The sequence below is a fragment of the Ferrovibrio sp. genome (genome assembly GCF_964218355.1).
In the GTDB taxonomy this organism is placed as follows: Bacteria; Pseudomonadota; Alphaproteobacteria; order Ferrovibrionales; family Ferrovibrionaceae; genus Ferrovibrio.
Window position 1 is genome coordinate 62146 of the sequence record NZ_CAXPMC010000012.1, and the last position, 23806, is coordinate 85951.

The 23806-nt window shown below is 66.6% G+C and carries 21 protein-coding genes and 1 pseudogene; 4 read left to right on the forward strand and 18 right to left on the reverse strand.

Annotation, left to right across the window (positions count from 1 at the left end; all coding sequences use genetic code 11):
• The first annotated feature begins 6 nt into the window (after positions 1-6).
• Entirely contained in the window at positions 7-1461 is a 1455-nt protein-coding gene (locus ACEQZY_RS07685; protein ID WP_370153415.1) for a hypothetical protein, read from the forward strand.
• Here the strand turns inward: ACEQZY_RS07685 and ACEQZY_RS07690 are convergent.
• The 9 genes and pseudogenes from ACEQZY_RS07690 to hutH form a co-directional block, all read right to left on the reverse strand.
• Positions 1416-2201 carry a WxcM-like domain-containing protein gene (locus tag ACEQZY_RS07690; RefSeq protein WP_370153457.1) on the reverse strand — a complete coding sequence of 262 codons (786 nt, stop codon included), beginning with the start codon at positions 2199-2201 and terminating at the stop codon, positions 1416-1418. The genes ACEQZY_RS07685 and ACEQZY_RS07690 overlap by 46 nt on opposite strands.
• A gap of 18 nt (positions 2202-2219) precedes the next feature.
• Positions 2220-2348, reverse strand: a pseudogene (locus ACEQZY_RS07695) (N-acetyltransferase); the annotation flags it as partial.
• A gap of 3 nt (positions 2349-2351) precedes the next feature.
• Entirely contained in the window at positions 2352-3299 is a 948-nt protein-coding gene (locus ACEQZY_RS07700; RefSeq protein ID WP_341702895.1) for a glycosyltransferase family 2 protein, read from the reverse strand.
• 163 nt (positions 3300-3462) lie between these two features.
• Complete coding sequence (gene rimO / locus ACEQZY_RS07705; protein ID WP_341702894.1) at positions 3463-4809, reverse strand: 30S ribosomal protein S12 methylthiotransferase RimO; 1347 nt, start codon at positions 4807-4809, stop codon at positions 3463-3465.
• Between the two features lie 51 nt (positions 4810-4860).
• Positions 4861-5358 carry a transcription termination/antitermination protein NusG gene (locus ACEQZY_RS07710; protein WP_370153417.1) on the reverse strand — a complete coding sequence of 166 codons (498 nt, stop codon included), beginning with the start codon at positions 5356-5358 and terminating at the stop codon, positions 4861-4863.
• Complete coding sequence (locus ACEQZY_RS07715) at positions 5355-6032, reverse strand: winged helix-turn-helix transcriptional regulator (protein WP_370153419.1); 678 nt, start codon at positions 6030-6032, stop codon at positions 5355-5357. Before ACEQZY_RS07715 ends, ACEQZY_RS07710 begins: the two co-directional genes overlap by 4 nt.
• A 63-nt stretch (positions 6033-6095) precedes the next feature.
• Positions 6096-7400 (reverse strand): amidase, encoded by a 1305-nt coding sequence (locus ACEQZY_RS07720; protein WP_370153421.1) that lies wholly within the window; start codon positions 7398-7400, stop codon positions 6096-6098.
• 120 nt (positions 7401-7520) lie between these two features.
• Complete coding sequence (locus tag ACEQZY_RS07725) at positions 7521-7904, reverse strand: hypothetical protein (protein ID WP_370153423.1); 384 nt, start codon at positions 7902-7904, stop codon at positions 7521-7523.
• 307 nt (positions 7905-8211) lie between these two features.
• Positions 8212-9729, reverse strand: coding sequence for a histidine ammonia-lyase (hutH, locus tag ACEQZY_RS07730; protein WP_370153425.1), 1518 nt, complete (start codon positions 9727-9729; stop codon positions 8212-8214).
• 71 nt (positions 9730-9800) lie between these two features.
• On the opposite strand from hutH, the gene ACEQZY_RS07735 reads away from it, so the two are divergent.
• Positions 9801-10238, forward strand: a complete 438-nt coding sequence (locus tag ACEQZY_RS07735; protein ID WP_370153427.1) for a hypothetical protein — start codon at positions 9801-9803, stop codon at positions 10236-10238.
• 3 nt (positions 10239-10241) lie between these two features.
• Here ACEQZY_RS07735 and hutU read toward each other — a convergent pair whose 3' ends face one another.
• The 8 genes from hutU to ACEQZY_RS07775 form a co-directional block, all read right to left on the reverse strand.
• Positions 10242-11930: a urocanate hydratase gene (hutU, locus tag ACEQZY_RS07740; protein ID WP_370153429.1), complete on the reverse strand. Its 1689-nt coding sequence runs from the start codon at positions 11928-11930 to the stop codon at positions 10242-10244.
• A gap of 13 nt (positions 11931-11943) precedes the next feature.
• A complete protein-coding gene (hutC, locus tag ACEQZY_RS07745; RefSeq protein ID WP_370153431.1) occupies positions 11944-12714 on the reverse strand; it encodes a histidine utilization repressor in 771 nt (256 codons plus the stop codon).
• Between the two features lie 70 nt (positions 12715-12784).
• Positions 12785-14173 carry an amidase gene (locus tag ACEQZY_RS07750; RefSeq protein ID WP_370153433.1) on the reverse strand — a complete coding sequence of 463 codons (1389 nt, stop codon included), beginning with the start codon at positions 14171-14173 and terminating at the stop codon, positions 12785-12787.
• Positions 14174-14195: 22 nt separating this feature from the next.
• Positions 14196-15494: an ArgE/DapE family deacylase gene (locus ACEQZY_RS07755; RefSeq protein ID WP_370153435.1), complete on the reverse strand. Its 1299-nt coding sequence runs from the start codon at positions 15492-15494 to the stop codon at positions 14196-14198.
• A 51-nt stretch (positions 15495-15545) separates the two neighbouring features.
• Positions 15546-17171 carry an ABC transporter ATP-binding protein gene (locus ACEQZY_RS07760; RefSeq protein ID WP_341703777.1) on the reverse strand — a complete coding sequence of 542 codons (1626 nt, stop codon included), beginning with the start codon at positions 17169-17171 and terminating at the stop codon, positions 15546-15548.
• Positions 17172-17175: 4 nt separating this feature from the next.
• Positions 17176-18018: an ABC transporter permease gene (locus ACEQZY_RS07765; RefSeq protein WP_341703776.1), complete on the reverse strand. Its 843-nt coding sequence runs from the start codon at positions 18016-18018 to the stop codon at positions 17176-17178.
• 13 nt (positions 18019-18031) lie between these two features.
• Complete coding sequence (locus tag ACEQZY_RS07770; protein ID WP_341703775.1) at positions 18032-18973, reverse strand: ABC transporter permease; 942 nt, start codon at positions 18971-18973, stop codon at positions 18032-18034.
• 24 nt (positions 18974-18997) lie between these two features.
• Complete coding sequence (locus tag ACEQZY_RS07775) at positions 18998-20599, reverse strand: ABC transporter substrate-binding protein (protein WP_341703774.1); 1602 nt, start codon at positions 20597-20599, stop codon at positions 18998-19000.
• A 170-nt stretch (positions 20600-20769) separates the two neighbouring features.
• Here ACEQZY_RS07775 and ACEQZY_RS07780 point away from each other — a divergent pair, with 170 nt between their 5' ends.
• Together ACEQZY_RS07780 and ACEQZY_RS07785 are read left to right on the forward strand one after the other, a co-directional pair.
• The gene (locus ACEQZY_RS07780; RefSeq protein ID WP_370153438.1) at positions 20770-22332 is read left to right on the forward strand and encodes a gamma-glutamyltransferase family protein; all 1563 of its coding nucleotides are present in this window, start codon (positions 20770-20772) and stop codon (positions 22330-22332) included.
• A 156-nt stretch (positions 22333-22488) separates the two neighbouring features.
• Positions 22489-23046, forward strand: a complete 558-nt coding sequence (locus ACEQZY_RS07785; protein WP_341703772.1) for a VUT family protein — start codon at positions 22489-22491, stop codon at positions 23044-23046.
• 36 nt (positions 23047-23082) lie between these two features.
• On the opposite strand, the gene queC is transcribed toward ACEQZY_RS07785, so the two are convergent.
• Entirely contained in the window at positions 23083-23805 is a 723-nt protein-coding gene (gene queC, locus ACEQZY_RS07790; protein ID WP_341703771.1) for a 7-cyano-7-deazaguanine synthase QueC, read from the reverse strand.
• Position 23806 lies beyond the last annotated feature (1 nt).

Below are 23806 nucleotides of genomic sequence, written 5' to 3' on the forward strand. Positions count from 1 at the left end.
TGAGACATGAAGGCAGAACGCTTCGCGCTGACGGGCCTGTTGGTTTTTGCCGCTGCCATACGGCTTTTCGCATTGGTCACCTGGGGGCCGCTCTATCAGCCGGACAGTTATTCATTCCAGGGCTATGCCGAAGTGCTTGCCTCGAGTTCGGACTGGCTGAGTGAGGAGAAGCTCGACCAGCAGCCGCGGACGAAATCGACCTTCCGGGTAATCGGCTATCCACTGGTCATGGCGGCTCTTATGGAGTTTTTTGGCGAAAGGTTTGACATAGCCTTGGTGGTCCTGCAGTCCGCCCTTTCCGTGTTTGCCACATATCTGGCCTTTCGTGTGGCACGGGCCCTGGATCTCGGCCTTTGGACGGCGGTCTTTGCCGCATTCGCGTATACGACATCGATCCTGTTGCTTTTCGACATGAATATCCTGGTCGACAGCTTCTTCGCGAACGGGCTGTTCATATCGGTTGCACTGCTGGTTCTCGGCATACGCGGTGGCGCACGTCCCGGCAGCCTGGCGCTGCTTGGTATCGGATTGCTGCTGGCGCTCACATTGCTGATCCGGGAGACGGTTGTCTATTTTGCGCCTTTCATAGCACTCGGCGGCGCCCTGTGGGCAAGGCAGGCGGGCCGCTCGTGGTGGCGGATGGCAATCAGCTTCGTTCTTGTGCTGTTGCCGGTTCTGGTGGTGGCATCCGGCTATCGGGAATGGAACCGTTACAGGACCGGCCAGGCTTTCCTTACCACCGGCGCACAGATGACGATGTGGTTCGGTCCGATGGACGTTGCCAGGAAGAAGGGGGTGGATGTCTTTGCCTATGATCCGCGGGTGCAGGAGGCGCTGATGGTAGCGCTCAAAGCCGATCCCGGCATCCCGATGGATGGCGCCAAAGCCCTGAACCGGCACCTTTTCGACAACGAGCAGATGCAGGCTCCGGAAATTGCACAGATGGCATTTGGCGCATATTTCCATGCCGTGAAGGCGGCGCCGATCACGCTGCTCGCTGGCCGGCTGAAGCGGGTGCGCCCGCGGTTCCTGATGTTCAATATGTCGCAGTCGGTGGAAACCATCATTGAAATGGGCGAGGACATCCGGATTCCCGGATTCCGTGACAATGTCTTCGCGCTGGCCAGGGGCGAAGGGAGTGTCGGCATTGCAATCCGGGTTCTGCTCGATATCGCGCAGCGCACCATTTCCGTAACGCTGCTGCTTGCGTTCATTGTCGGGGTGCCATGGACGATTATCCGGCGCTTGAGGCACCGTTCAGCGCTTGAGTTGCCGCTCATTCTGGCCGGCTGGTTCTGGCTGATCTACTTCGCCGTCAATGGAGCCTATATACTGGCAAGCTTCGAGGATCGCTACGTCATGGCGACAATGCCGCTGGCCTGCATCGGCGGCCTGTGGGTGATCGGGCGCCGATATCAGGTTTTGCGCGCAGAAACAAAGTCGTCGTATTCCCGGATATAGTCGGCCGGATCATACGGGGCATCGGCGAAGACCAGCAGTTTGGCATCGCTGGAATGCCGGAACTGGGTATACCAGGTCATCGGCGGCAGAAAGACGCCGATATCCGGGCGGTCGAGAATGAACTCGGCCCGGTTGCGGCCGTCATCGACGACGATCACGCAGGCCCCGGCCGCGCAGAGCATGAACAGGGACGTGCTGCGTAGCGCATACTGCCCTCTGGCTTTCCCGCCTTCGGTGCCGAAAACGATGTAGTAGCGGCGTGGTATGAAAGGTATCTCCATGCCGAATTCGCCGACCGTGAGGTCGCCACGCACGTCCTGGACAAGCCGCATGCGATGCAGGGTGACGCCGGAGGCCGGGGTCGCCTGGCTGCCGAGGCTGCCGGGCGGGTCGGAGAGGATGGTGGTGGCGTCCGCCGCAACGGTGTCGACATAGCCGACGATCCGGGCGGGATTGCCCATCACGATGGCATTCGATGGCACGTCGCTGGTCACGACAGCGCCGGCGCCAATCATCGCGCTGCGGCCGATGGTGATCCCTGGCAGGATCGTGGCATTCGCTCCGATCGACGACCCTGCGCATATCCGGGTCCGCGCCACCTTGCTCTGGTAGGCTTTGCTGCGCGGGAAGGGGTCGTTGGTGAATGTGGCATTGGGGCCGACGAAGACATCATCTTCGATATCCACGCCGTCCCAGAGCTGGACCCCGCATTTGACGGTGACGCGATCGCCCAAGGTCACGTCATTCTCAATAAAGACATGATCGCAGATGTTGCAATCCGCACCCAGCCTGGCTCCGGGAAGGATGTGCGCGAAAGCCCATATCCTGCTGCCGTCGCCAATCTGTGTGGTCTCAACCAGTGCCTGTGGGTGCTGGAAATGCGTCATGCCTTACGCTTTCTCCGACGGGCCCTGGAACCGCTCATGGGCGAGGGTCAGTGCGTGCGGGCGCTGTTTGGAATTCTCGAAGCTGCGCCAGACATAGCCGCCGATCAGGCCAAGGCAGAGCAGGTTGAGGGCGCCGAAGAACATGACGATCAGCACTGTCGGCGCGTAGCCTGGAACGGATATCTCGCCCAGTAGGCGTGCCAGAACAATAACCACGGACAGGGCAATGGTTGCGGCAATGCCCAGTCCGCCTCCCAGGGTCAGTATGCGCAGCGGCAGGTCACTGAAAGCATAGAAGCTGTCTTCCATGTAGCGAATCTTGCGGCGCAGGCTCCACGCACTCCGTCCGGCAGGGCGTGGCAGTCTGTCGTACGGGACCGATTGTCGCCGGAAGCCTGCCCAGACCAGCAGGCCGACCAGCGTGGAATTTGTCTCTGTCAGCGCAAGCAGCGCGTCCCGGACTTTCCTGCTGCACCCGAACACATCTATGCCGCCAGCCGGCATTTCAGGCTGCACAAGGCGCCGGTACAGCGCCCAGAACAGCCGCGAGGCCAGATCCGAGACAAAGCCGTCGCTGCGGCTGTTCCTGACACCCACGGCGACGTCGCAGGTGTCGTCCCGCAGCAGGGTGAAAAACGTCTTGGCCAGCTCGGGGGGTTCCTGCAGGTCTGCGGCCATCACCGCAAAATGGTCGCCGTTTGCGGCGGCAAGCCCTGTCCGGATGGCCGCGAATGATCCGAAATTCCGGGAATGGGCGATCAGCTGAGCCTGGAAGCGGGCCGCGGGCAGCCGCTGCTTCAGTATCTGCCAGCTGTCGTCCGGACTGCCATCGACCACGAAAACAGTTTCCAGCGGGGCCGGCTGGAGCTCGGCGGCAATGGCATCGAGGCGTTCGATCAGGGCTGGCAGCGTCTCGGCATTGAGGTAAACCGGTACGATGATCGAAAACATTGCGGCTACCTCACGGCGGCGAAGCGCCGCACAGGGAGTATGTGGCGATGGACCTGCAGGCAGACCGTCAGCTGCGGGCAGTATCTGCGGTTCATCTTCCCCGATCCCATGCCCCTATCCTTAACAGCAGCCGGGGGCGGTTCTCAAGCCTGCTCTCTTCCAGTCAGACCCGGATCCCCTTCATATCATGGGCATCCGTCTGCTCGATACGCACCTTGATAAGGTCGCCCGGCTGCAGCCCGGCGGCATTTTTTATTTTCACGATGCCATCGATCTCCGGTGCATCGGCGTAGGAGCGGCCGGTAGCCGTGGTCCGCTTGGCTTCGTCGACGATCACATCGAGGGTCCGGCCAATCTTCGTTTTCAGGCGGGCGGCACTGATCTTCTGCTGGGCCGTCATGAAACGCTCCCAGCGCTCCTGCTTGACCGTGTCCGGCACATGGCCAGGCAGCTGGTTGGCTGTGGCGCCCTCGACATTCTCGTATTTGAAGCAGCCGACGCGGTCGAGCTGCGCCTCCGCGATCCAGTCGAGCAGGAAGCGGAAATCCTCTTCCGTCTCGCCGGGAAAGCCGACGATGAAGGTCGAGCGGATGGCGATATCCGGGCAGATCTCACGCCATGCGCGGATGCGCTGCAGAACCTTTTCCTGGTTACCTGGCCGCCGCATCGCCTTGAGCACCGACGCCGAGCCGTGCTGGAACGGAATGTCGAGATAGGGCAGCAGCCTGCCTTCCGCCATCAGCGGGATCACCTCGTCGACATGCGGATAGGGATAGACATAATGCAGCCGCACCCAGGCACCCAGGCTGCCCATGGCATCGCACAGCTCGGTCATCCGCGCTTTGACGTTGCGCTCGCGCCAGCGGCTCTCGGCGTGTTTCAGGTCGACACCGTAGGCCGAGGTATCCTGCGAGATGACCAGAAGTTCTTTTACCCCGGCCTTCACCAGCCGCTCGGCTTCGTACATCACGTCATTGGCCTGACGGCTGGCCAGCTTGCCGCGCATGGATGGGATGATGCAGAAGCTGCAGCTGTGGTTGCAGCCTTCGGAAATCTTCAGGTAGGCGTAATGCCGCGGCGTCAGGCGGATACCCTGCGGCGGCACCAGGTCGACGAAGGGATCATGGGCCGGCGGCGCGGCATCGTGTACGGCTTCGACCACCTGCTCGTATTGCTGAGGGCCGGTCACGGCCAGCACGTCGGGGAACATGCTCCGGATCTTTTCGGATTCGACGCCCATGCATCCGGTAACGATCACCCGGCCGTTCTCGCGCATCGCCTCGCCGATCGCCTCCAGCGATTCCTGCTTGGCGCTGTCGAGGAAGCCGCAGGTATTCACCAGCACCACATCGGCGGCGTCGTAGCTGCCGGAAATGCTGTAGCCCTCTGCACGCAGCTTGGTGATGATGCGTTCGGAATCGACCAGCGCCTTCGGGCAGCCGAGACTGACGATGCCGACCTTGGGGGCGGGTTTGCCGGAGGGATTACCGGGGGCGGGGGCGCTGGTCATGGGCGGGGCTTATACGTCGGCCGGGCCGGTATTTCCAGTGTGGCGGAGACGTCAGGCCGCTTCCACCTGACGCAGTGGCATCCGGGTGCGGACCAGCCGGCCCAGCAGGGAAACCAGAAGGATGGCCCGGTCGCCATCCACGGCCTCCTCGAACAGGGCTTCGGCATCGGCCATCGGGCCGTCGACGATGCGGAGGGTCTGGCCGCGCCGGAAGCCCGGCGGATTGAGCTGGATATAGCCCTCGGCCGTCTCGCGGGCGCGGATTCCGGCGATCACGGCTTCCGGCACCGGGATCGGCCGGTCACCCATCATCACCAGGCCGATCACGCCGCGGGTGCCGTTCACCGAACGCCAGCGCTGGCCGTCCATGTCGATGCCGGCAAACAGGTAGCGCGGAAAAAGCGCAGTGGCCACCACCTCGGCCCGGCCGGCATGGCGGCGCAGTTTCTGGTATTGCGGCAGGTAGACGTCAAAGTCCTGGTTGCGCAGTTCCTGGGCGGCCAGGCGTTCCTTGTGCGGCTGGGTGTAGACGGCGTACCACGTGGTCATGCCGCCTCCTCCCGTGTGCTGTCCGGCCGGGCGGCCTGCGCCACATGCAGGAAGCGGGGTGCGATAATCCGTTCGGCGGGCAGCTGGCGCCGCAGCCGGTCATGGGTTGCCTGCGGCTGCTGGCTGTCGGCAATGGCAACGACTTCGGCCTGCAGGGCAAGGGCGGCGGCAAGATCGGCCACTACCGGACAGCCATGGAACAGGGCCTCGTTGCGGCCCGGGGCGATCACGGCAGCCACGGTCACGCCGGCGGCAGAGGCCGACAGCAGGGCGATTTCGGCCAGCTCGCCGCTGCCGACAATGGCGATCCGCCGGATGCCGCGGGCGGCCAGCGCCGCAAAGGCCTCTTCATACTGGCTGCGGGCGCGGCGGAAGAAATTCAGCGAGGTTTCCAGATATTCGGCCACCAGCCGGCTTTTTTCGGCAAAGCCCTTGGGCGTCAGGTAATAGGCATAGCGGCGGGCGGGGGCATTCTGGATCTTCACCAGCCCCTTGGCGACGCAGCGTTTCAGCAGCGCATTGGCCAGCCCGAGGGCCACATCCAGCCGGACCGCCAGGCTGCGCTGGGTATGCTGATCGTCGGCGCCGATGGCATCCAGCAGGGCGACCATGGTGGCGGCATCCTGCGGAGCCGGGTCGGGCTTGGCGGCGGGCTTGGCGGCGGGCTTGTTCATGGTATGAACGATACGCGGCCCGACCGATCCGGTCAAACGCTTTATATGCCCGGATTTCCTGCCTTATTTGCCTGCGAACAGTGCCTCGATGGCGGCCGCGATCCGCAGCAGCCGGGCATCCTGGCCGTTGCGGGCCATCAGCATCAGGCCGACCGGCAGGCCGCCCTGCGCCGGCAGGGGCAGGGAAATGGCGCAGAGATCGAAGAAATTCCCTACCGCGGTATTGCGCAGCAGGGCGGTATTGGCGGCGGTGAAGGCCGGCTCGCTGGCGGCGAGGGCGGCGATTGCCGGCGCCTGGATCGGCGTGGTCGGCAGCACCAGGGCATCGAGATCGGCCAGCAGGCCGTCCATGGCGGCGATCAGGTCGCGGCGCCGGCGTTGCATATAAATGTAGTCGGCGGCCGTGACCGCCCGGCCGCGCTCGATGCGGCCGCGCACCAGCGGGTCGAATTCCGCCGCCCGGCTGTCGATCCAGGCGCGGTGGATGAAAAATGCCTCGGTGGCGGCAAAGCCGCCGCGGCCATTCACCGCGGCCATCTCGGCCAGCAGGTCGGTCAGCGGCACGTCGCCAGGCTGCAGCCCGGCCGTGCCCAGCACCTGCAGCGCCGCCCCGAACGCCGCGGCCACGGCCTCGTCGAGCCCCTCCAGCAGGGCGCCGCGCGGGATGCCCAGGCGCAGCCCGGCCAGCGGTGCCGGTGCCGGCACTGCGGGCGGGATGCCGGCCATCACCGCATCGGCCAGCGCGCAGTCGGCGACAGTGCGGGCCATCGGGCCGATGCTGTCCAGCGCATAGGACAGCGGGAAGGCGCCGGCGGTCGGCACGCGGGACTGGCTCGGCTTCCAGCCGACGATGCCGCAGAGGGCCGCCGGGATGCGGGTGGAGCCGCCGGTATCCGAGCCGATGGCGATCTCGGCCATGCCGTCGGCCACCGAGACGGCGCCGCCGGAACTGGAGCCGCCGGGAATGCGGCTGCGGTCGGCCGGGTTGCCCGGGGTGCCGTAATGCGGGTTGATGCCGACCCCGGAAAAGGCGAACTCGGTCATGTTGGTGCGGCCGACCAGCACGGCGCCGGCCGCCTGCAGCCGGGCGATGGCCGGGGCCATGGCCGTGGCCGGGGCGGCATCGCGCAGCAGCACCGAACCGGCGGTGGTGACCTCGCCCGGGATATCGAACAGGTCCTTCACCGAGACGATGCGGCCATCCAGCGGGCCGAGGCTGCGGCCCTGCCGCGCCCGGAGATCCGCCGCCTCGGCGGCCGCGCGGGCGCTGTCGGCCCAGACCTTCGTGAAAGCGCGGCCGCCCTCGCCGGCAGGATCGGCGATGCGGGCAAGACAGGCGTCCAGGCGGTCGCGGGCAGACGGGATCATCACAGCCTCCGGATACGGATCAGAGCGCACTATGGCCGATCTGCCGGCGGCGGCAAGGGACGCCGATAAGCGGGATTTATCGCGGATATCCCGGCGGGACTTATCGCCGGCGCCGGATCGCTAGCGCCAGACCCGGCGGATCTGGTCGCGATCGGCCGGCGGTGCCGCCGGTGCCGGGGCGGGGGCCGGGGCCTCCTCGACGCGGGCGGCCTGGCGGGCCTCCCATTCCTTCCGCATGCGCTCATGGCCCTCGATGCTCTGCACCGTCAGTTCGCATTCGGAGGCGATGGCATTCAGCACCTGCCGGGTGACCTTGTTGTACTGGCGGATGCGGTCATAGAAGCAGTCTTCCCGGCTGACCTTGCTGCCGGGGGTGTAATACTGCTTTTCGGCGCCGCGGTTGAGCAGGGCGGCGACGCCGACAGCCATGAGGACCAGCGCCGCGGTGAGCAGGATCAGACCGAGGCGGGGCAATTTCAGGTAGGACAGCACGTGGGGAGACACTCCATTTTGCCGCAGTATATGCCGCCGCCGCCGCTGCGCCCATGGTCAATATCGGCGACGCATTCCGGCCGGCCGCGGCCGGCCGCGGCCAGGGCCGTCCCGCAGCGACCGGGCGGGACCCGCAGACGCCAGTGAAATCCCGCAGAAGCCGGCAAAATCCCGTTCGATCCCGCGCTAAGTCCCTGGACCTGTGTGGCAGGTCGTTGATTTTCCGATAGACGATGTCCGACAGCAGAAAGGCCGGCCGGCAGAATTGGCCGCAACTGGACGCAACGGGCCGTTACCACCGGCCTGTTCCCGGTCTGATCTAGTGCGGCAGGGTGACCCCGGCAAGGGCGGCGCGGGCGGCGGCGATGTCCTCGCCCATCTCGCGGTCCTCGACCATGGCCGGGACCCGGGCACGGATGGCGTCATACAGGGGCCGCAGGGCCGGCGCCGGCACCAGGCCGCGCAGGTCGTAGGCCTGGGCGGCCAGCAGCGCCTCGATGGCGACGATGGTCGCGGCCGTATCCACGGCAAAGGCGGCGCGCTCGGCGGCCAGCGGCGCCATCGGCACGTGGTCCTCGGTATTGGCACAGGTCGGCACCGACTGGATCGAGGCCGGTACCGAGCGCATGCGCAGCTCGGCGACCAGCGAGGCGGCCGTGTACTGCGCGATCATGAAGCCGGAATTCTCGCCCTGGCGGGCCTGCGGGTGAATGAGAAATGCCGGCAGGCCGCCGGAATTCTTCTCGTCCACCAGCCGTGCCGCCCGTCTTTCGCTGATCACGGCCAGCGACGAGACGGAATTGGCCAGCATGTCGAGCACCTCACCGGCACGCTGGCCGTGGAAATTGCCCGAGTTCGATGTCACGAAGCCGTCGGCAAGGCCGAAAATCGGATTGTCGTTGGCGGCATTGATCTCGATCTCCAGCGTGCGCGCCGCATGCTCGACGGCATCGCGGGTGGCACCCAGCACCTGCGGGATGCAGCGCAGGGACAGGCCGTCGCGCAGCCGGCTCGGCCGCGGCGGCAGCACGGCCGTGCTGCCGGCGGTGTAATGGCGCAGCGCTTCCGAGGTGGCGATCTGGCCCGGATGCGGCTTGGCCAGCGCCACCCGCTCGTCGAAGGCATCCGACACGCCGCCCAGAACCTCGAGGCTCATGGCGGACACCGCCTCGGCCAGCCGCACCAGCCGCCGCGCATCATATGCGGCCAGCACGCCGATGCCGGTGGTCTGCTCGGTGCCGTTGATCAGCGCGATGCCGTCGCGGCCATCCACCGCCGGCGGCGCGATGCCCAGCGAAGCGAAGGCTTCGGCACCCGGCAGCCAGTCCCCGCCGGGCAGTCTGGCGCGGCCGCCGCCGATCAGCGGCAGCACCATATGGGCCAGCGGCGCGAGATCGCCGCAGGCGCCGACCGAGCCGCGCCGCGGCACATGCGGCACGACGCCACCATTCAGCATGGCCAGCAGGGCCTCCAGCGATGCCATGCTGACGCCGGTCAGGCCGGTGGCCAGCACATTGGCACGGATCAGCATCATCGCGCGCACTTCATCGTCGGCCATCGGTGCGCCGGTGCCGGCGGCATGGCTGCGCAGCAGGTTATGCTGCTGGGCGCGGTTGGATTCCTTCGGCACCGGCCGGCCGTCCAGGGCGCCGAAGCCGGTGGTGACGCCATAGATCGGCGTGCCATCGGCGATCATTTTCTGCAGCAGGGCATGACACTCGGCGACCTGCCGGCGGCCGGCCTCCGACAGCGCCACGCCGCGGTTCTGCCGCGCCACCGCGGCGACGGCATCGAGGGTGAGGGATGTGCCGTCGAGCAGCAGCGCAGTCGAGGTCATTTTGAGTTCCTGTTGGCTTCGAAAACCGGAAGATTTAGGGTAGCCTACAGGATGGGGCCGAGGGAGAAAAAATGCCTGTGATCCCGACCGGATTAAGAGTCGCAGCCTTTGCATTGCTGCTGATGGTTACGGCAGGGCGGGCTGCCGCCGAAGACATTTCCGGTTTCTGGTACGGCGAGGGGTATCAGGGACGCGGATATCTGCAGTGGCTTTCGGAGCGGCGCCCTGATGGCAGCTTTTTTGTCGAGTTCCGGCAATACAAGGAGTGCCAGATGACTTTCCAGCAGAAAGAAGCCGGGCGCTGGAAACTCGAAGGCAATATCTATTCGACGGCTACAAGTATGATTGATGGTGAGCGTGCCGATTATGCAGACCGATACCAGCTTGAAAGCGTCATCCAGGGTGTCATGAAATACAAGCACCTCAAGAGCGGCCACACCTTTACCACTTATCGCGTCGGCGACGATTTCCGCTGGCCGACCTGCGATCCGGCCAAACTGGTATCCTGACGCCTAGGCTCCGAGGAAAGGCAGATTCAGGTCCTGCTCTTTCGCGCAGGCAACGGCGGTGTCATAGCCGGCATCGGCATGGCGCATTACGCCGGTGGCCGGATCGTTCCACAGCACCCGCTCCAGCCGCCGCGCCGCCGCCTCGGTGCCGTCGGCGACGATGACAACGCCGGCATGCTGGGAGAAGCCCATGCCGACGCCGCCGCCATGATGCAGCGAGACCCAGGTGGCGCCGGAGGCGGTATTCAGCAGGGCATTCAGCAGGGGCCAGTCGGAGACGGCATCGGAGCCGTCCTTCATGCTCTCGGTCTCGCGGTTGGGGCTGGCGACCGAGCCGCTGTCGAGATGGTCGCGGCCGATCACGACGGGGCCTTTCAGCTCGCCGGTCTTCACCATCTCGTTGAAGGCGAGGCCAAGCCGGTGGCGCTGGCCCAGCCCGACCCAGCAGATGCGCGCCGGCAGGCCCTGGAAATGGATGCGCTCGCGCGCCATGTCGAGCCAGGTATGCAGGTGCGGATCGTCGGGGATCAGCTCCTTCACCTTCGCATCGGTCTTATAGATGTCCTCCGGATCGCCCGACAGCGCCACCCAGCGGAACGGACCGATGCCGCGGCAGAACAGGGGCCGGATATAGGCCGGCACGAAGCCGGGGAAGTCGAAGGCCTCGGCGACGCCGGCCTCCTTGGCCATCTGGCGGATGTTGTTGCCGTAATCGAAGGTGGGGATGCCCATCGCCCTGAAGGCCAGCATGGCGCGCACATGCACGGCCATCGACTCTTTGGCGGCTTTCACGACGCCGTCGGGATCGGCGAGTTTCGCCTGCTCCCAGCGCTCGAGGCTCCAGCCGGCCGGCAGATAGCCGTTCAGCGGATCATGGGCGCTGGTCTGGTCGGTCACCGCATCGGGGCGGATGCCGCGCTTCACCATCTCGGGCAGCAGTTCGGCGGCATTGCCCAGCAGGCCGATGGAAATCGCCCGGCCGGCTTTCTTTGCCTCTTCCAGCATCGCCAGTGCCTCGTCGAGGCCGGTGGCCATCCTGTCGACATAGCCGGTGCGCATGCGCATCTCGATGCGCGACGGCTGGCATTCGATGGCGATGATCGAGGCGCCGGCCATGGTGGCGGCCAGGGCCTGGGCGCCGCCCATGCCGCCGAGGCCGGCCGTGAGGATCCAGCGGCCCTTCAGCTGGCCGCCGTAATGCTGGCGGCCCATCTCGACGAAGGTCTCGTAGGTGCCCTGCACGATGCCCTGGCTGCCGATATAGATCCACGAGCCGGCCGTCATCTGGCCGTACATCATCAGGCCCTTGCGGTCGAGCTCGTTGAAATGCTGCCAGGTGGCCCATTCCGGCACGAGATTGGAATTGGCGATCAGCACCCGCGGCGCATCCTCGTGGGTGCGGAACACGCCAACGGGTTTCCCGGACTGCACCAGCAGGGTCTCGTCCGGCTTCAGTTTCGTCAGGGCCTGCTGGATGCGGTCGAAGCAGTCCCAGTTGCGGGCGGCACGGCCGATGCCGCCATAGACCACCAGCTCTTCCGGCTTTTCGGCGACATCGGGATCGAGGTTGTTGCGCATCATCCGGTACGCCGCCTCGATCTGCCAGTTTTCGGTATGCAGGTCCGGCCCCACGGGGCTGCGGATCACGCGGGAATTGTCGCGGCGGCCGGAAGCGACGGGATCGGCGGACATGGACGGACCTCGTTCAGATGAAAGACCGCTTCGACGTGCCGTCGGCGCGGTAGGAGAAGCGGGTGGCGAAGCGGTGGGCATGGCCCGGGTAGTACAGCCGCGCGGCCGAGACGATCTGCGTCCCCGACCAGGTGCGGCGGCGCAGGCGCAGGCAGGGTTCGCCCGCGGCCATTTTCAGCAGCCGGCGGATGCGGGCATCGGGCATCACCGCCTCGACGATATGCTCGACCTCGGTGGCCGGCGCGCTGCGCATCAGGAATTCGTTCGGTGTCTGGCTCTCGAAATCGGCGTCGAGATAGCCCGGTGCGGTGGCGGGATTGACGAAGCGGTCCTCGACCTGCAGCGGCACGCCATCGGCGGCATGCACCAGCACGGAATGCCAGACCGGTGCGCCCGGGGCGAGGCCGAGATCGCGGGCGGTTTCGGTATTTGCCTTCTCGGCCTTCAGCAGCTCGACATGGGCGGTGTGGCGCTGGCCGCGCTCGCGGATTTCCTCGGCGATGCTGCGCAGCTCGACCAGGTTGAAGATCGGCCGCTTCTCGGCCACGAAAGTCCCGGTGCCCTGGACGCGGACCAGCAGCCCCTCATGGGTCAGCTCGCGCAGGGCCCGGTTGACGGTCATGCGGCTGACCTTGAGATCGCGCACCAGGGTGCTTTCGGAGGGGACCTGCTCGCCGGCGCGCCAGCCGCCATCCTCGATCAGGCGGACGATATATTCCTTGACCTGCCGGTAGCGGGGAGTCGGCCCGTTGATCGTTCCGGTCTCGGTTCTTGCCCCGGCCATGCCTGTCCTGCCCCTGTCGGTTCGCGACGGGGCAGTATAGGATCACTCCGATTGTATATACAAGTCCGGATCAGGGCTCCGGCCAGGGATGCAGGGCGGGGCGCAGCTGCTCGAAGATATGCGCCATGCGCAGCACGCCGGCATCGTCGAAACGGTGGCCGATGATTTGCAGGCCGATCGGCAGCTCGTCGCCGTCATAGCCGCAGCAGATCGATGCCGCCGGCTGTTCCGACATGTTGAACGGTACGGTGAAGCAGATATGGCCGAAGGGTTCGGCCAGGTTGTTGCCCGGGCAGGCCTCTTCCGCCGCATAGGCGGTGATCGGCGAGGCCGGCGCCAGCAGGAAATCGAAAGGCTGGGTGGCGGCGACGGCGGCCTCGCGCATGGCGAAGACCTGGGCCAGGCCGCGCATCACCTCGGCCCCGCCCAGGCCGGCGGCGCCGCGGCACCAGTCGGCGATGAAGGGCAGCACTTTTGCCTGGCGGTCCGGCGCCATCAGCTCGAAATCGGCCCAGGCGCGGGCCTGGAACACGACATTCATGCCGGCGATCATCGCCGGGGTCATGAAGGGCGCCGCCGGCGCGACGATGGCACCGGCGGCCTCGAACAGCTTCGCCGCCCGGCTGACGGCATCGCGCACCGCCGGCTGTGGCGGCGTGCCGACGCCGATATCCAGCAGCAGGCCGATCCGTTTGCCCTTCACCTCGCCATCCAGCAGCTTGGGGTAATCCTGTTCTTCATAGGGCAGGGACATGTAGTCCCGGGCATCGGGCTTCGTCAGCTCGTTCATCAGCAGCGCGGCATCGGTGACCGTGCGGGTCATCGGTCCGGTGACGCGGCCGAGCCAGGGCGGATTGATCGGGATGCGCCCGAGGCTGGGTTTCAGGGCGAAGATGCCGTTATAGGCCGCCGGCAGCCGCACGCTGCCGCCGATATCGGTGCCCAGGGCCAGCGGGCCGTAGCCGGCCGCCACCGCGGCGCCGGCGCCCGAGGACGAGCCGGCGGTGTTGCGCGCGGTGTTCCACGGATTGCGGGTCACCCCGTGCAGGCTGGAGACGCCGGAGGCCAGCATGCCGAAATCCGGCATCGTGGTCTTGCCGAGGAAGACGCAGCCGGCCTCGCGCAGGCGCGCCGCCGGCGGGGCGTCGACCCTGCCGGGATTCATGTCGCCGGCCGCCGTGCCGACCGGCGCCGGCCAGCCGAGGGTGCCGATATTGTCCTTGATGGTGACCGGCACGCCATCCAGCGGGCCGCGAGCCTCGCCCTTCCTCCAGCGTTTCTCCGACGCCTTTGCCGCGGCCAGTGCCCCCTCGGCATCGGTGATGTACATGGCGTTCAGCTGCGGCTCCCAGGCCGCGATGCGGGCCAGCGCCGCCCGGGTGGCCTCGACCGGCGACAGGCTGCCGGTGCGGTAGCCCATCCACAATTCGAAGGCGGTCAGGTCATGCAGGGCGGTCATGCTGTCTCCCGGGCTTGCGGTTTCAGGCGGCGGTGCGGTTGACGCCGCACCAGCGGGTCATGAACAGCGCCAGCACGGTGGTCACCTGCATCATGCTGTCGATCGACACCCATTCGTCGATGCCGTGGATATTCTCGGCATGGGGGCCGTAGCAGGTGGCCGGGGTGTTGCCATAGAGATTGAAGAAGCGGGCATCGGTGGTGCCGGTGAAGCAGGTATAGGCCGGTGCCTCGCCCAGCACGTCGCGGCAGCAATCGGTCAGGGTGGTGATCACTGGCTGGTTCATGTCGAGCGCGAAGCCCTCGGCCTGGAAGCCCTCGTAGACCACATGGTAGCGCAGGCTGTTGCTGGACGGATGCCGGCGATAGGCCTCGGCCAGCACCGCCTCGACCTCGGCCCGCACCTCGGCAGGCTTGCGGCCGGGATAGAAGCCGAGCCGGATATCGGCGCGCGCTTCCGTCGGCACCGAGGAGGCCCATTCGCCGCCGGTGATCTTGCCGAGGTTGAAATTCACCGGATGCTCGTGGCCGTGATAGCAGGCGTGGCGGTTGCCGGCCTCGTTCCACTTCGCTTCCAGCTTCTTCAGCTCGCCGAACATGTAGCTGGCGAAATCGATGGCGCCGACCCCGGTATGGGCCACCGAGGCATGCACCGGCTTGCCGGAAATCTCCAGCGCCAGCCACATCACCCCCATCTGTGCCTGCATGATGCCTGGCGTCGGCTCGGTGATGATCGCCGCATCGGCGGTATAGCCCTGCACCAGGCAGGCCAGCGCACCGTTGCCGGTGCATTCCTCCTCCACCACCGACTGCAGCACGACTTTCGCGGCCGGCTCCAGGCCCAGCTTCTGCAGCGCCTTCAGGGCCATGGTATAGGCGACGATGCCGGCCTTCATGTCGCCGGCCCCGCGGCCATACAGCCGGTCGCCATCGACCCAGGGATCGAAGGGATGCTTCGTCCACAGCTTTTCGGCGCCGACCGGCACCACGTCGATATGGCCGTTGAAGATCAGCGAACGGCCGCGGATGCCGTGTTTCGGCTGGTGGATGCCGACCACGTTGTGGCGGCCGTCGTAGGAGACGATGGAGGGCGAGTAGCCTGGATGGTCCCGGATCTTCGCCTCGTCGATGGCGAATTCGTCGACCGTCAGGCCCATATCCGCGAAGACGCCGCGCATGTGGTCCTGTGCGCCGCGCTCGTCGCCCAGCAGCGAGGGCTGCCGCACCAGGTCGGACAGCAGCCCGACGGCTTCGTCGCGCAGGCTGGCCACGGCCGCCGCGATCTGCGCCTGGCTGACCGGCGCGTCCAGAATCTCCGACATGACAGACCTCCGTGATGGCGCTGCTGCCGGCCCGGGCCCGGCCGGACCCGGTCAGGCGGCGCTGCCGGCCTCCAGCCAGTGGCGGCCGGGCAGGGCGGCGAACAGCTGCTGCGTATATTCATGCTGCGGACTGGCGAACAGGGCGGCGGTGTCGGCGAATTCGACCACCTTGCCGCGCTGCATCACCATGATGCGGTCGCACAGGCGGGCGGCGACGCGCAGGTCATGGGTGATGAACAGGATGCTGATGCCGAAGCGGTCGCGGATCTGCTCCAGCAGTTCCAGCACCTGCGCCTGCACCGAGACATCGAGTGCCGAGACCGCCTCGTCGGCGATCAGGATTTCCGGCTGCATGGCCAGCGCGCGGGCGATGGCGATGCGCTGGCGCTGGCCGCCCGAGAACTGGTGCGGATAGCGGTCCAGTGCATTGGCCTCCAGCCCGACGGTTTCCAGCAGGCTGCGGGCGCGCTCGAGCGCCTCGGCGCGCGGGGTGCCGTAATTCAGCGGCCCCTCGATCACCGCCTGGCCGACGGTGCGGCGCGGATTGAGCGAGCGGTAGGGGTCCTGGAACACCACCTGGATGCGGCGGCGGTAGGGATGCAGGGCGCGCTCGCCCAGGCCGGCGATGTCGTGACCGTCCAGCAGCACCTGGCCGCCGGTCGGCTCGATCAGGCGGGCGACGCAGCGGGCCGCCGTCGACTTGCCGGAGCCGCTTTCGCCGACGATGCCGAGAGTCTGGCCCTTGTAGAGGGCCAGATCGACGCCGTCGACGGCGCGCACCTCGCGGGTACCCTTGAAGAAGCTGGTCGAGACGTAGATCTTGCTGAGCGCCTTCGCATCCAGCACCGGCGCACCGGCCAGCGGCCGGGCGGTGCGCGGGGTCAGTCGCGGCACCGCGGCGATCAGCATCCTGGTGTAGTCGTGCTGCGGGTTGTACAGCACCTCCTGCGCGGGACCGCTTTCCACCACCTCGCCATAGCGCATCACCACCACGCGGTCGGCGATGTCGGCCACCACGCCGAAATCATGGGTGATGAACAGCACGCCGGTGCCGCGCTTGCGCTGCAGTTCGCGCAGCAATTCGAGAATCTGCGCCTGGGTGGTCACGTCTAGGGCGGTGGTCGGCTCGTCGGCGATCAGCAGGGCCGGTTCCAGCGCCAGTGCCATGGCGATCATCACGCGCTGGCGCTGGCCGCCCGACAGCTGGTGCGGATAGGCATTCATCAGTCGCGCCGGGTCGGGCAGATGCACGTCGGCGAACAGCTGCTGGACGCGTTCCTCCGGGCTGACGCCGCGGCCTTTCCATTTATGGGTGCGCAGCAGTTCGATAACCTGCTCGCCGACCCGGTGCACCGGGTTCAGCGCCGTCATCGGTTCCTGGAAGATCATCGACATGCGGCTGCCGCGCAGGTCGCGCAGCCGCGCCTTGCCGGCGGCCAGCACGTCCTCGCCTTCCAGCAGGACCTGGGCGGCACTGACCGGCAGGGTGTTCAGGCGCATCACCGTGGAGGCGGTGACCGACTTGCCCGAACCGCTTTCGCCGACCAGGCAGACGATCTCGCCGGGCATGACATCGAGGCTGAGATTCTGCACCGCATAGGGGCGGTCGCCGCCTTTCGGCAGGGCGACCGAGAGATCGCGGATGCTGAGCACCGGGGTTTTCGCGGCATCGCTCATGGTCTCAGGCCCCCAGCCGCTTTTTCATGCGCGGGTCGAGCGTGTCGCGCAGGCCGTCGCCGAGGATGTTGACGGCCAGGATGGTGGCGGCGAGGAAGCCGCCGGGAAACAGGATGATCCACGGCGCGCGCTGGAATACGTCGCGGCCGTCGGCGATGATGTTGCCCCAGGTCGGAATCTCGCTCGACAGGCCGGCGCCGAGGAAGCTGAGGATCGCCTCGACCAGGATCGCCGAGGCACAGATATACGTCCCCTGCACGATCAGCGGCGCAATGGTGTTGGGCAGGATGTGCTGGATCAGGATGCGGTAGACCGGGGTGCCAAGCCCGATGGCCGCCTCGACATACGGCTCTTCGCGGATCGACAGCACCACGCCGCGCACCAGGCGGGCGACACGCGGGATTTCCGGCACCACGATGGCAACGATCACGGTCAGCAGGCTGGAACCGGACAGCGACACCAGCGCGATCGCCAGCAGGATGCCGGGGATCGCCATCAGGCCGTCCATGGTGCGCATGATCGGGCCGTCGAGCCAGCGGATGTAGCCGGAAACGAGACCGATCACCAGGCCGACCGAAATGGCGATGGCGGCGACGCAGATGCTGACCAGCAGCGACACCCGGGCCCCGTAGAGGGCGCGGGTGGCCACGTCGCGGCCGAGCTTGTCGGTGCCCATCAGGAAATCCTCCGATGGCGGCTTGAGCCGGAAGCGGGGCGCGATGGCGGTCGGATCGGTCTGGCTGAGCAGGGGTGCCAGCAGGGCGATCAGCACCAGCAGCAGCAGGATGCCGCCGCCGGCAAGCACGGCGGAATTGCGGAAAAGCGGATGACGCAGGACTGCACGCATGGACCGGGTACCCCTAATACCTGATCCTGGGATCGAGCAGGACATAGGTGATGTCGATGGCAAGGTTGATCAGGACATAGATGCCGGAGAACAGCAGGATGATGCCCTGGATGATCGGATAGTCGCGGGCCAGCACGGCATCCACCACCAAGCGGCCGAGGCCGGGGATGTTGAACACCGTTTCGGTGATCACCACGCCGCCGATCAGCAGGGCGAAGCCGATGCCGATCACCGAAACGATCGGCACCGCGGCGTTGCGCAGCGCGTGGCGGGTCAGCACGACGCGGTCGGGCAGGCCCTTGGCATGGGCGGTGCGGATGTAATCCTCGCCCAGCACTTCCAGCATGGCGGCGCGGGTGATGCGGGCGAACAGCGCGATGTAGATGAAGCTGAGCGCCAGGGTGGGCAGGATCAGGTTCTGCAGGAAGGGCCACAGGCCCTCGCCGATCGGGGTGAAACCCTGCACTGGCAGCAGGTCAAGCCGGATCGAAAAGACATAGATCAGGATGTAGCCGAGCACGAAGACCGGGATCGAGAAGCCGGCGACCGACAGGGCCATGATGCCGCGGTCGAGCAGGCTGCCCTGTTTCCATGCCGCGACGATGCCCATGGGAACGGCAACGATCACCGAAAACAGCAGCGTGACGATGGCCAGCGAGATGGTCGGCTCGATGCGGTCGGCGATCATGTGGGTCACCGGCTGCTTGGACAATACCGAGCGGCCGAGATCGCCCTGGGCGAGTTCGCCGATCCAGGTGACGAACTGCTGCCAGATCGGCTGGTCGAGGCCGAGGCTGGCGCGGATTGCCGCGATGGCCTCCGGCGTTGCGGCATCGCCGGCCAGGATGGCGGCGGGGTCGCCCGGGCTGAGGCGCAGCATCAGGAAAACGAAGATGGCCACCACCCCCATGACGGGGATGGCGGCCATCAGACGCGACAGAATCAGACGCAACATTTACGGGAACAGTCTCGTCTGATCTTACTTCTTTTCGACATTCCACAGTGCCAGTGCCGGGCTCGGCAGCAGGCCCGCGACATTCGTGCGCACGGCGCTCGGCTGGATGTATTCGCCAAGCGGGACATACATCACCAGTTCGTAGGCACGCTTCTGGATCGCCTCGGCAATGGCCTTCTGCTTCGCCGGGTCGGCCTCGCGTGCATAGTCGTCGCGCATCTTCTCGATCTGCGCATCCTCGGTCCAGCCGAACCAGCCGCCTTCCTTGCCCAGGCCCTTGATGCCGGCATTGACCACCGGGTTCATCATGTCGGCGGTGCCCCAGGCGGTGTGGAAGATGTGCCAGCCGCCCTGGTCGATCGGATCCGGCTTGGCGCGGCGGCCGACCAGGGTCTGCCAGTCCATGCTCTGCAGGTCGATATTCATGCCGATCGAGCGCAGCAGCGGTGCGGAAACCAGCGGCAGCTGGTTGATGCTGTTGATGTCGGTCGGGGCCATGATGACGATCTTCTCGCCCTTGTAGCCGCTTTCCTTCAGCAGCTTCTTGGCCGTGGCCAGGTCCGCCTTCTTGGTGCCGGCGGCACCGACCTCGGTTTTCAGCGGGGTCTTGCAGCCGAACATGGCGCCGCAGACGCTGTAGAATTCGGGGTTGCCGACCTGCGCCGCCAGGTAGTCTTCCTGGGAAACGGCATGCAGGATCGCCTGGCGGACCTTGACGTTATCCAGCGGCGGCTGCAGCCAGTTCATGCGCAGCATGTAGTTCATGCCGAGCGGCTGCAGGTCCTTGATGACAACTTCCTTGGACTTCTTCAGCTCCGGCAGCAGGTCGTAGGAGGCCTGCTCGATCATGTCGACCTCGCCCTTGATCAGGGCGTTGGTGGCGGTCTGCGCGTCCGACATGGTGATCCACTCGACGCGGTCGACCTTGACCACCTTGCCGCCCGACAGGCTGCTGGGGGCCTCGCTGCGCGGCTTGTAGTCGGGGTTCTTCTCGTAGACGACCTTCACGCCGGGCTGGAATTCGCTCTTGACCATGCGGAAGGGACCCGAGCCGATCTCGTCGGGCACATTCTTGCTGGACGGCGTTTCCGCCATCGCCTTGGGCATGATGAAGCAGGGATTCGAGCTCGGCTTGCCCAGCGAATCGATCACCAGGCCGTAGGGCTCCTTGAGGACGATCTGGAAGGTCTTGGCATCGACCGCCTTCATCTCCTTGATAAAGGTCATGAGCTTCTGGCCCATGGTGTCGCGCTCGCCCCAGCGCTTGATCGACGGGATCACGTCGTCCGGGGTGACCGGCGCGCCATTGTGGAACTTCAGGCCGTCGCGCAGCGTGAAGGTGTAGGTCAGCTTGTCATCGCTGAGCTTGAAGCTGTCCACCATCTGCGGCTTGACCTGCAGCTTGTCGTCGACCGCGAACAGCGTGTCGTAGATCATGTAGCCATGATTGCGCGAGATGAAGGCCGTGGTGATGATCGGATCGGTGATGCGCAGGCCGGAATGCGGCACCATGCGCAGGACCTTTTTATCCTGGGCTGTCGCATCCGTGGCGGCCCCCGCCAGCAGGCCAAGGCCGATGCCCAGCCCGATCAATGATGCAAGGCTGCGAAAATTCCGCGAACGCATAGCACTTCCCCTTGTTTTTGTTTGACGGCGTATGAAAGCTCATCATGGTATGACGGCCGAGGTCAAGGGTGACTTTGCCGATTTTACAGGCTGGACCAATTTTGCCGTTTCGCTATGCAGCATGCTTGCCTGCGTGGCACAGGCTTGCATAAGCAGGAGACAGGAAACCGATGTCACAGAATCTCAGCCGCGCCCTCCGTTTCACCAAGGAAGCGGTCCGGTCCGCCAACGGCGTCGTCGCCGCGCAGAACCAGAAGGCGGCCGATATCGGCGCCGGCGTATTGCGGGCGGGCGGCAATGCGGTGGATGCCGCCGTGGCGACGGCATTCGCGCTGGGCGTGCTGGAACCCTGGATGAGCGGCATCGGCGGTGGCGGCTTCATGCAGGTCTGGGATGCACGGAAAAAACAGGGCCATGTGATCGATTTCGGCATGATCAGTGCCGCCGCGCTGGATCCGGCGGCCTATCCGCTGGCGGAAGGCACCGGCGGCGACCTGTTCGGCTGGCCCGCCGTCGCCGAGGATCGCAACATCCTCGGCTACCCGTCGATCGCCGTGCCGGGACAGCCCGATGGCATGCGGCTGGCGCTGGAGACCTTCGGCACCCGCAGCTGGCAGCAGAGCCTGGGCCCGGCCATCGAACTGGCGCAGGAAGGCACCGAGATCGACTGGTTCCTCAGCCTGGTGATTGCCAGTGCCGCAAAGGATCTGGCCCGGTTTCCGGCCTCGCGCGCGACATTCCTGCCGGACGGTTTCGCTCCTTCGGCCGATCTGGCGGGGACGGCGGCACGGCTGCGCAATCCGGCCCTGTTGGCGACCCTGCAGCGGCTTTCGGCAGCCGGTGCCCGCGACTATTACGACGGGGCGCTGGCGGCGAAGCTGGTGGCGGACCTGTCGGCCGGCGGTTCGAAGATCGCGGCGGCCGATCTGGCGGGTTACCAGGCCCGGCTGCTCGCACCGCTGCAATACGGCTATGGCGACCGCACGCTGCTGCTGCCGCCGGGCCTGACGGCGGGGCCGACCCTGCGCGATGCGCTGGAGATCGTGCAGGCCCGGCTGCCGCGCGGCGCCGGCAGCCCCGGCCCGGCCAGTTTCGTTGCCTATGCCGAAGCCCTGACCGAGGCTTACGAGAAACGGCTGGCCGGTATGGGCGATACCGAGAACCAGGGCGGCTGCACCACGCATTTCTGCATCATCGACCGCGACGGCAACATGGCCTCGGTGACCCAGACCCTGCTGTCGGTCTTCGGCAGCCGGGTGGTGCTGCCGGAAACCGGCGTGCCGATGAATAACGGCATCATGTGGTTCGACCCGCGGCCGGGCCGGCCCAATTCCATCGGTGCCGGCAAGCGGCCGCTGAGCAACATGCTGCCGGTGCTGGCACTGGCCGATGGTGCGCCGTGGCTGGCGATCGGCGCCTCCGGTGGTCGCCGCATCCTGCCGGCGGTGATGCAGCTGCTGTCTTTCCTGGTCGATTACCGGATGCCGCTGGAGGATGCCTTCCTGCAGCCGCGCATCGATGCCTCGGTGCCGGGCCAGCCGGTGCTGGATCCCCAGCTCGATCCGGCTGTCCGCGCCGCCGTGACCGCCCGGTTCCCGAAAGCCGTGGAACGGCCGCGGGTGCCGTTCCCGCTGACCTATGCCTGCCCGAGCGCGGTGCTGATCGGCGCCGATGGCGCGCGGATCGGCATGGCCGAGATGGGGCAGCCCTGGGCAGGCATGGCCGCAGCGTAGCCGCGGTCCGGGCGGGCCCGGCACGGGCTGGCCGCGACAGGCGAAAAGACGGGCGAAAAGCTGTTGCGGATCAGGGGCTAGCGGTGCCGGGGTTGCGCACCGGCGCGGCCCGCCGTATATCCGCGGCGTTTCCTCCCCGGAACCCGGAGCTTGTGAATGGACCGCGTGCGTCTTGAGGGTTATGCCTTTCTGGCCGGCTTCATCGCCTGCGTACCGGCAGCCAACTGGCTGATCGGCCATGTTGGCACGGTCTGCGTGCCGCAGGGGCCCTGCCTCATCCCGGTTGCGCCGGGTGGCATTACGGCGCCGAGCGGCGTGCTGATGATCGGTCTGGCCCTGGTGCTGCGCGACATGGTGCAGCGCCGGCTGGGCAAGCTGTGGACACTGGGGGCCATCGCCATCGGCGCGGCGCTGTCCGGCCTGGTGGCACCGCCGGCCCTGGTCGCCGCCTCGATGGTGGCCTTCATGCTGTCGGAACTGGCCGATTTCGCCGTCTACACGCCGCTGCAGAAGCGCGGCCTGGTGCTGGCGGTGGTCGCCTCCAGCCTGGTCGGCCTCTGCGTCGACTCGGTGCTGTTCCTCTATCTCGCCTTCGGCAGCCTCGACTATCTGGCCGGCCAGATCATCGGCAAGGCCTGGATGGTTCTGCTGTCGGTGCCGCTGATCCGCCTGCTGCGCGACCGCGACGAACGGCGCGGCATCCAGCCGGCCTGACGCGGCGACGAAGCCGGAAACGGAAAACGGCGCCGTTCAGGCGCCGTTTCTTTTTGCCTGCATGGCGGCGATGGCTTCCAGCCAGTAATCCGGATCTTCGTAGTCGGTCGGGTCGGGCGCGCCGGCCAGGTGGAAGGCCTCGCGGCGTTCGACGCAGGTGCCACAGCGGCCGCAATGCCTGTCGCCGCCCTTGTAGCAGCTCCAGGTGATGCCGTAGGGCACGCCGAGCGCCAGCCCCTCGCGCACGATGCCGGCCTTGTCGGTGCCGGTGAAGGGGGCATAGAGCGCCACGTCCCACATATCCTCCAGCGCGCAGTCCTGCATGGCGCGGAAGGCCTCGACGAAGGCCGGGCGGCAGTCGGGATAGATGAAATGGTCGCCGGCATGCACGGCGATGCCGACCGCATCGGCCTTCGCGCCGGCGGCGATGCCGAAGGCGATGGTCAGCATGATGGCATTGCGGTTCGGCACCACGGTGGCCTTCATGTTGTCTTCCGCATAATGCCCGTCGGGCACGGCGGTTTCGCCGCCGCCGATCAGCGCCGAAGACGTCAGGAAGCGGGCCAGTTCGCGGATATTGACCACATCGTGGCGCACGCCGAGTTTTTCCGCCGCCAGCGCAGCCCGCTCGATCTCCTTGCTGTGGCGCTGGCCGTAATCGAAGGAGACCAGCCGGTCGAGCGCGCCGGCGGCTGCCACCTTCCAGGCCAGCGTCACCGAATCGATGCCGCCGGAGCAGAGGACGACCGCCTTCTTCATG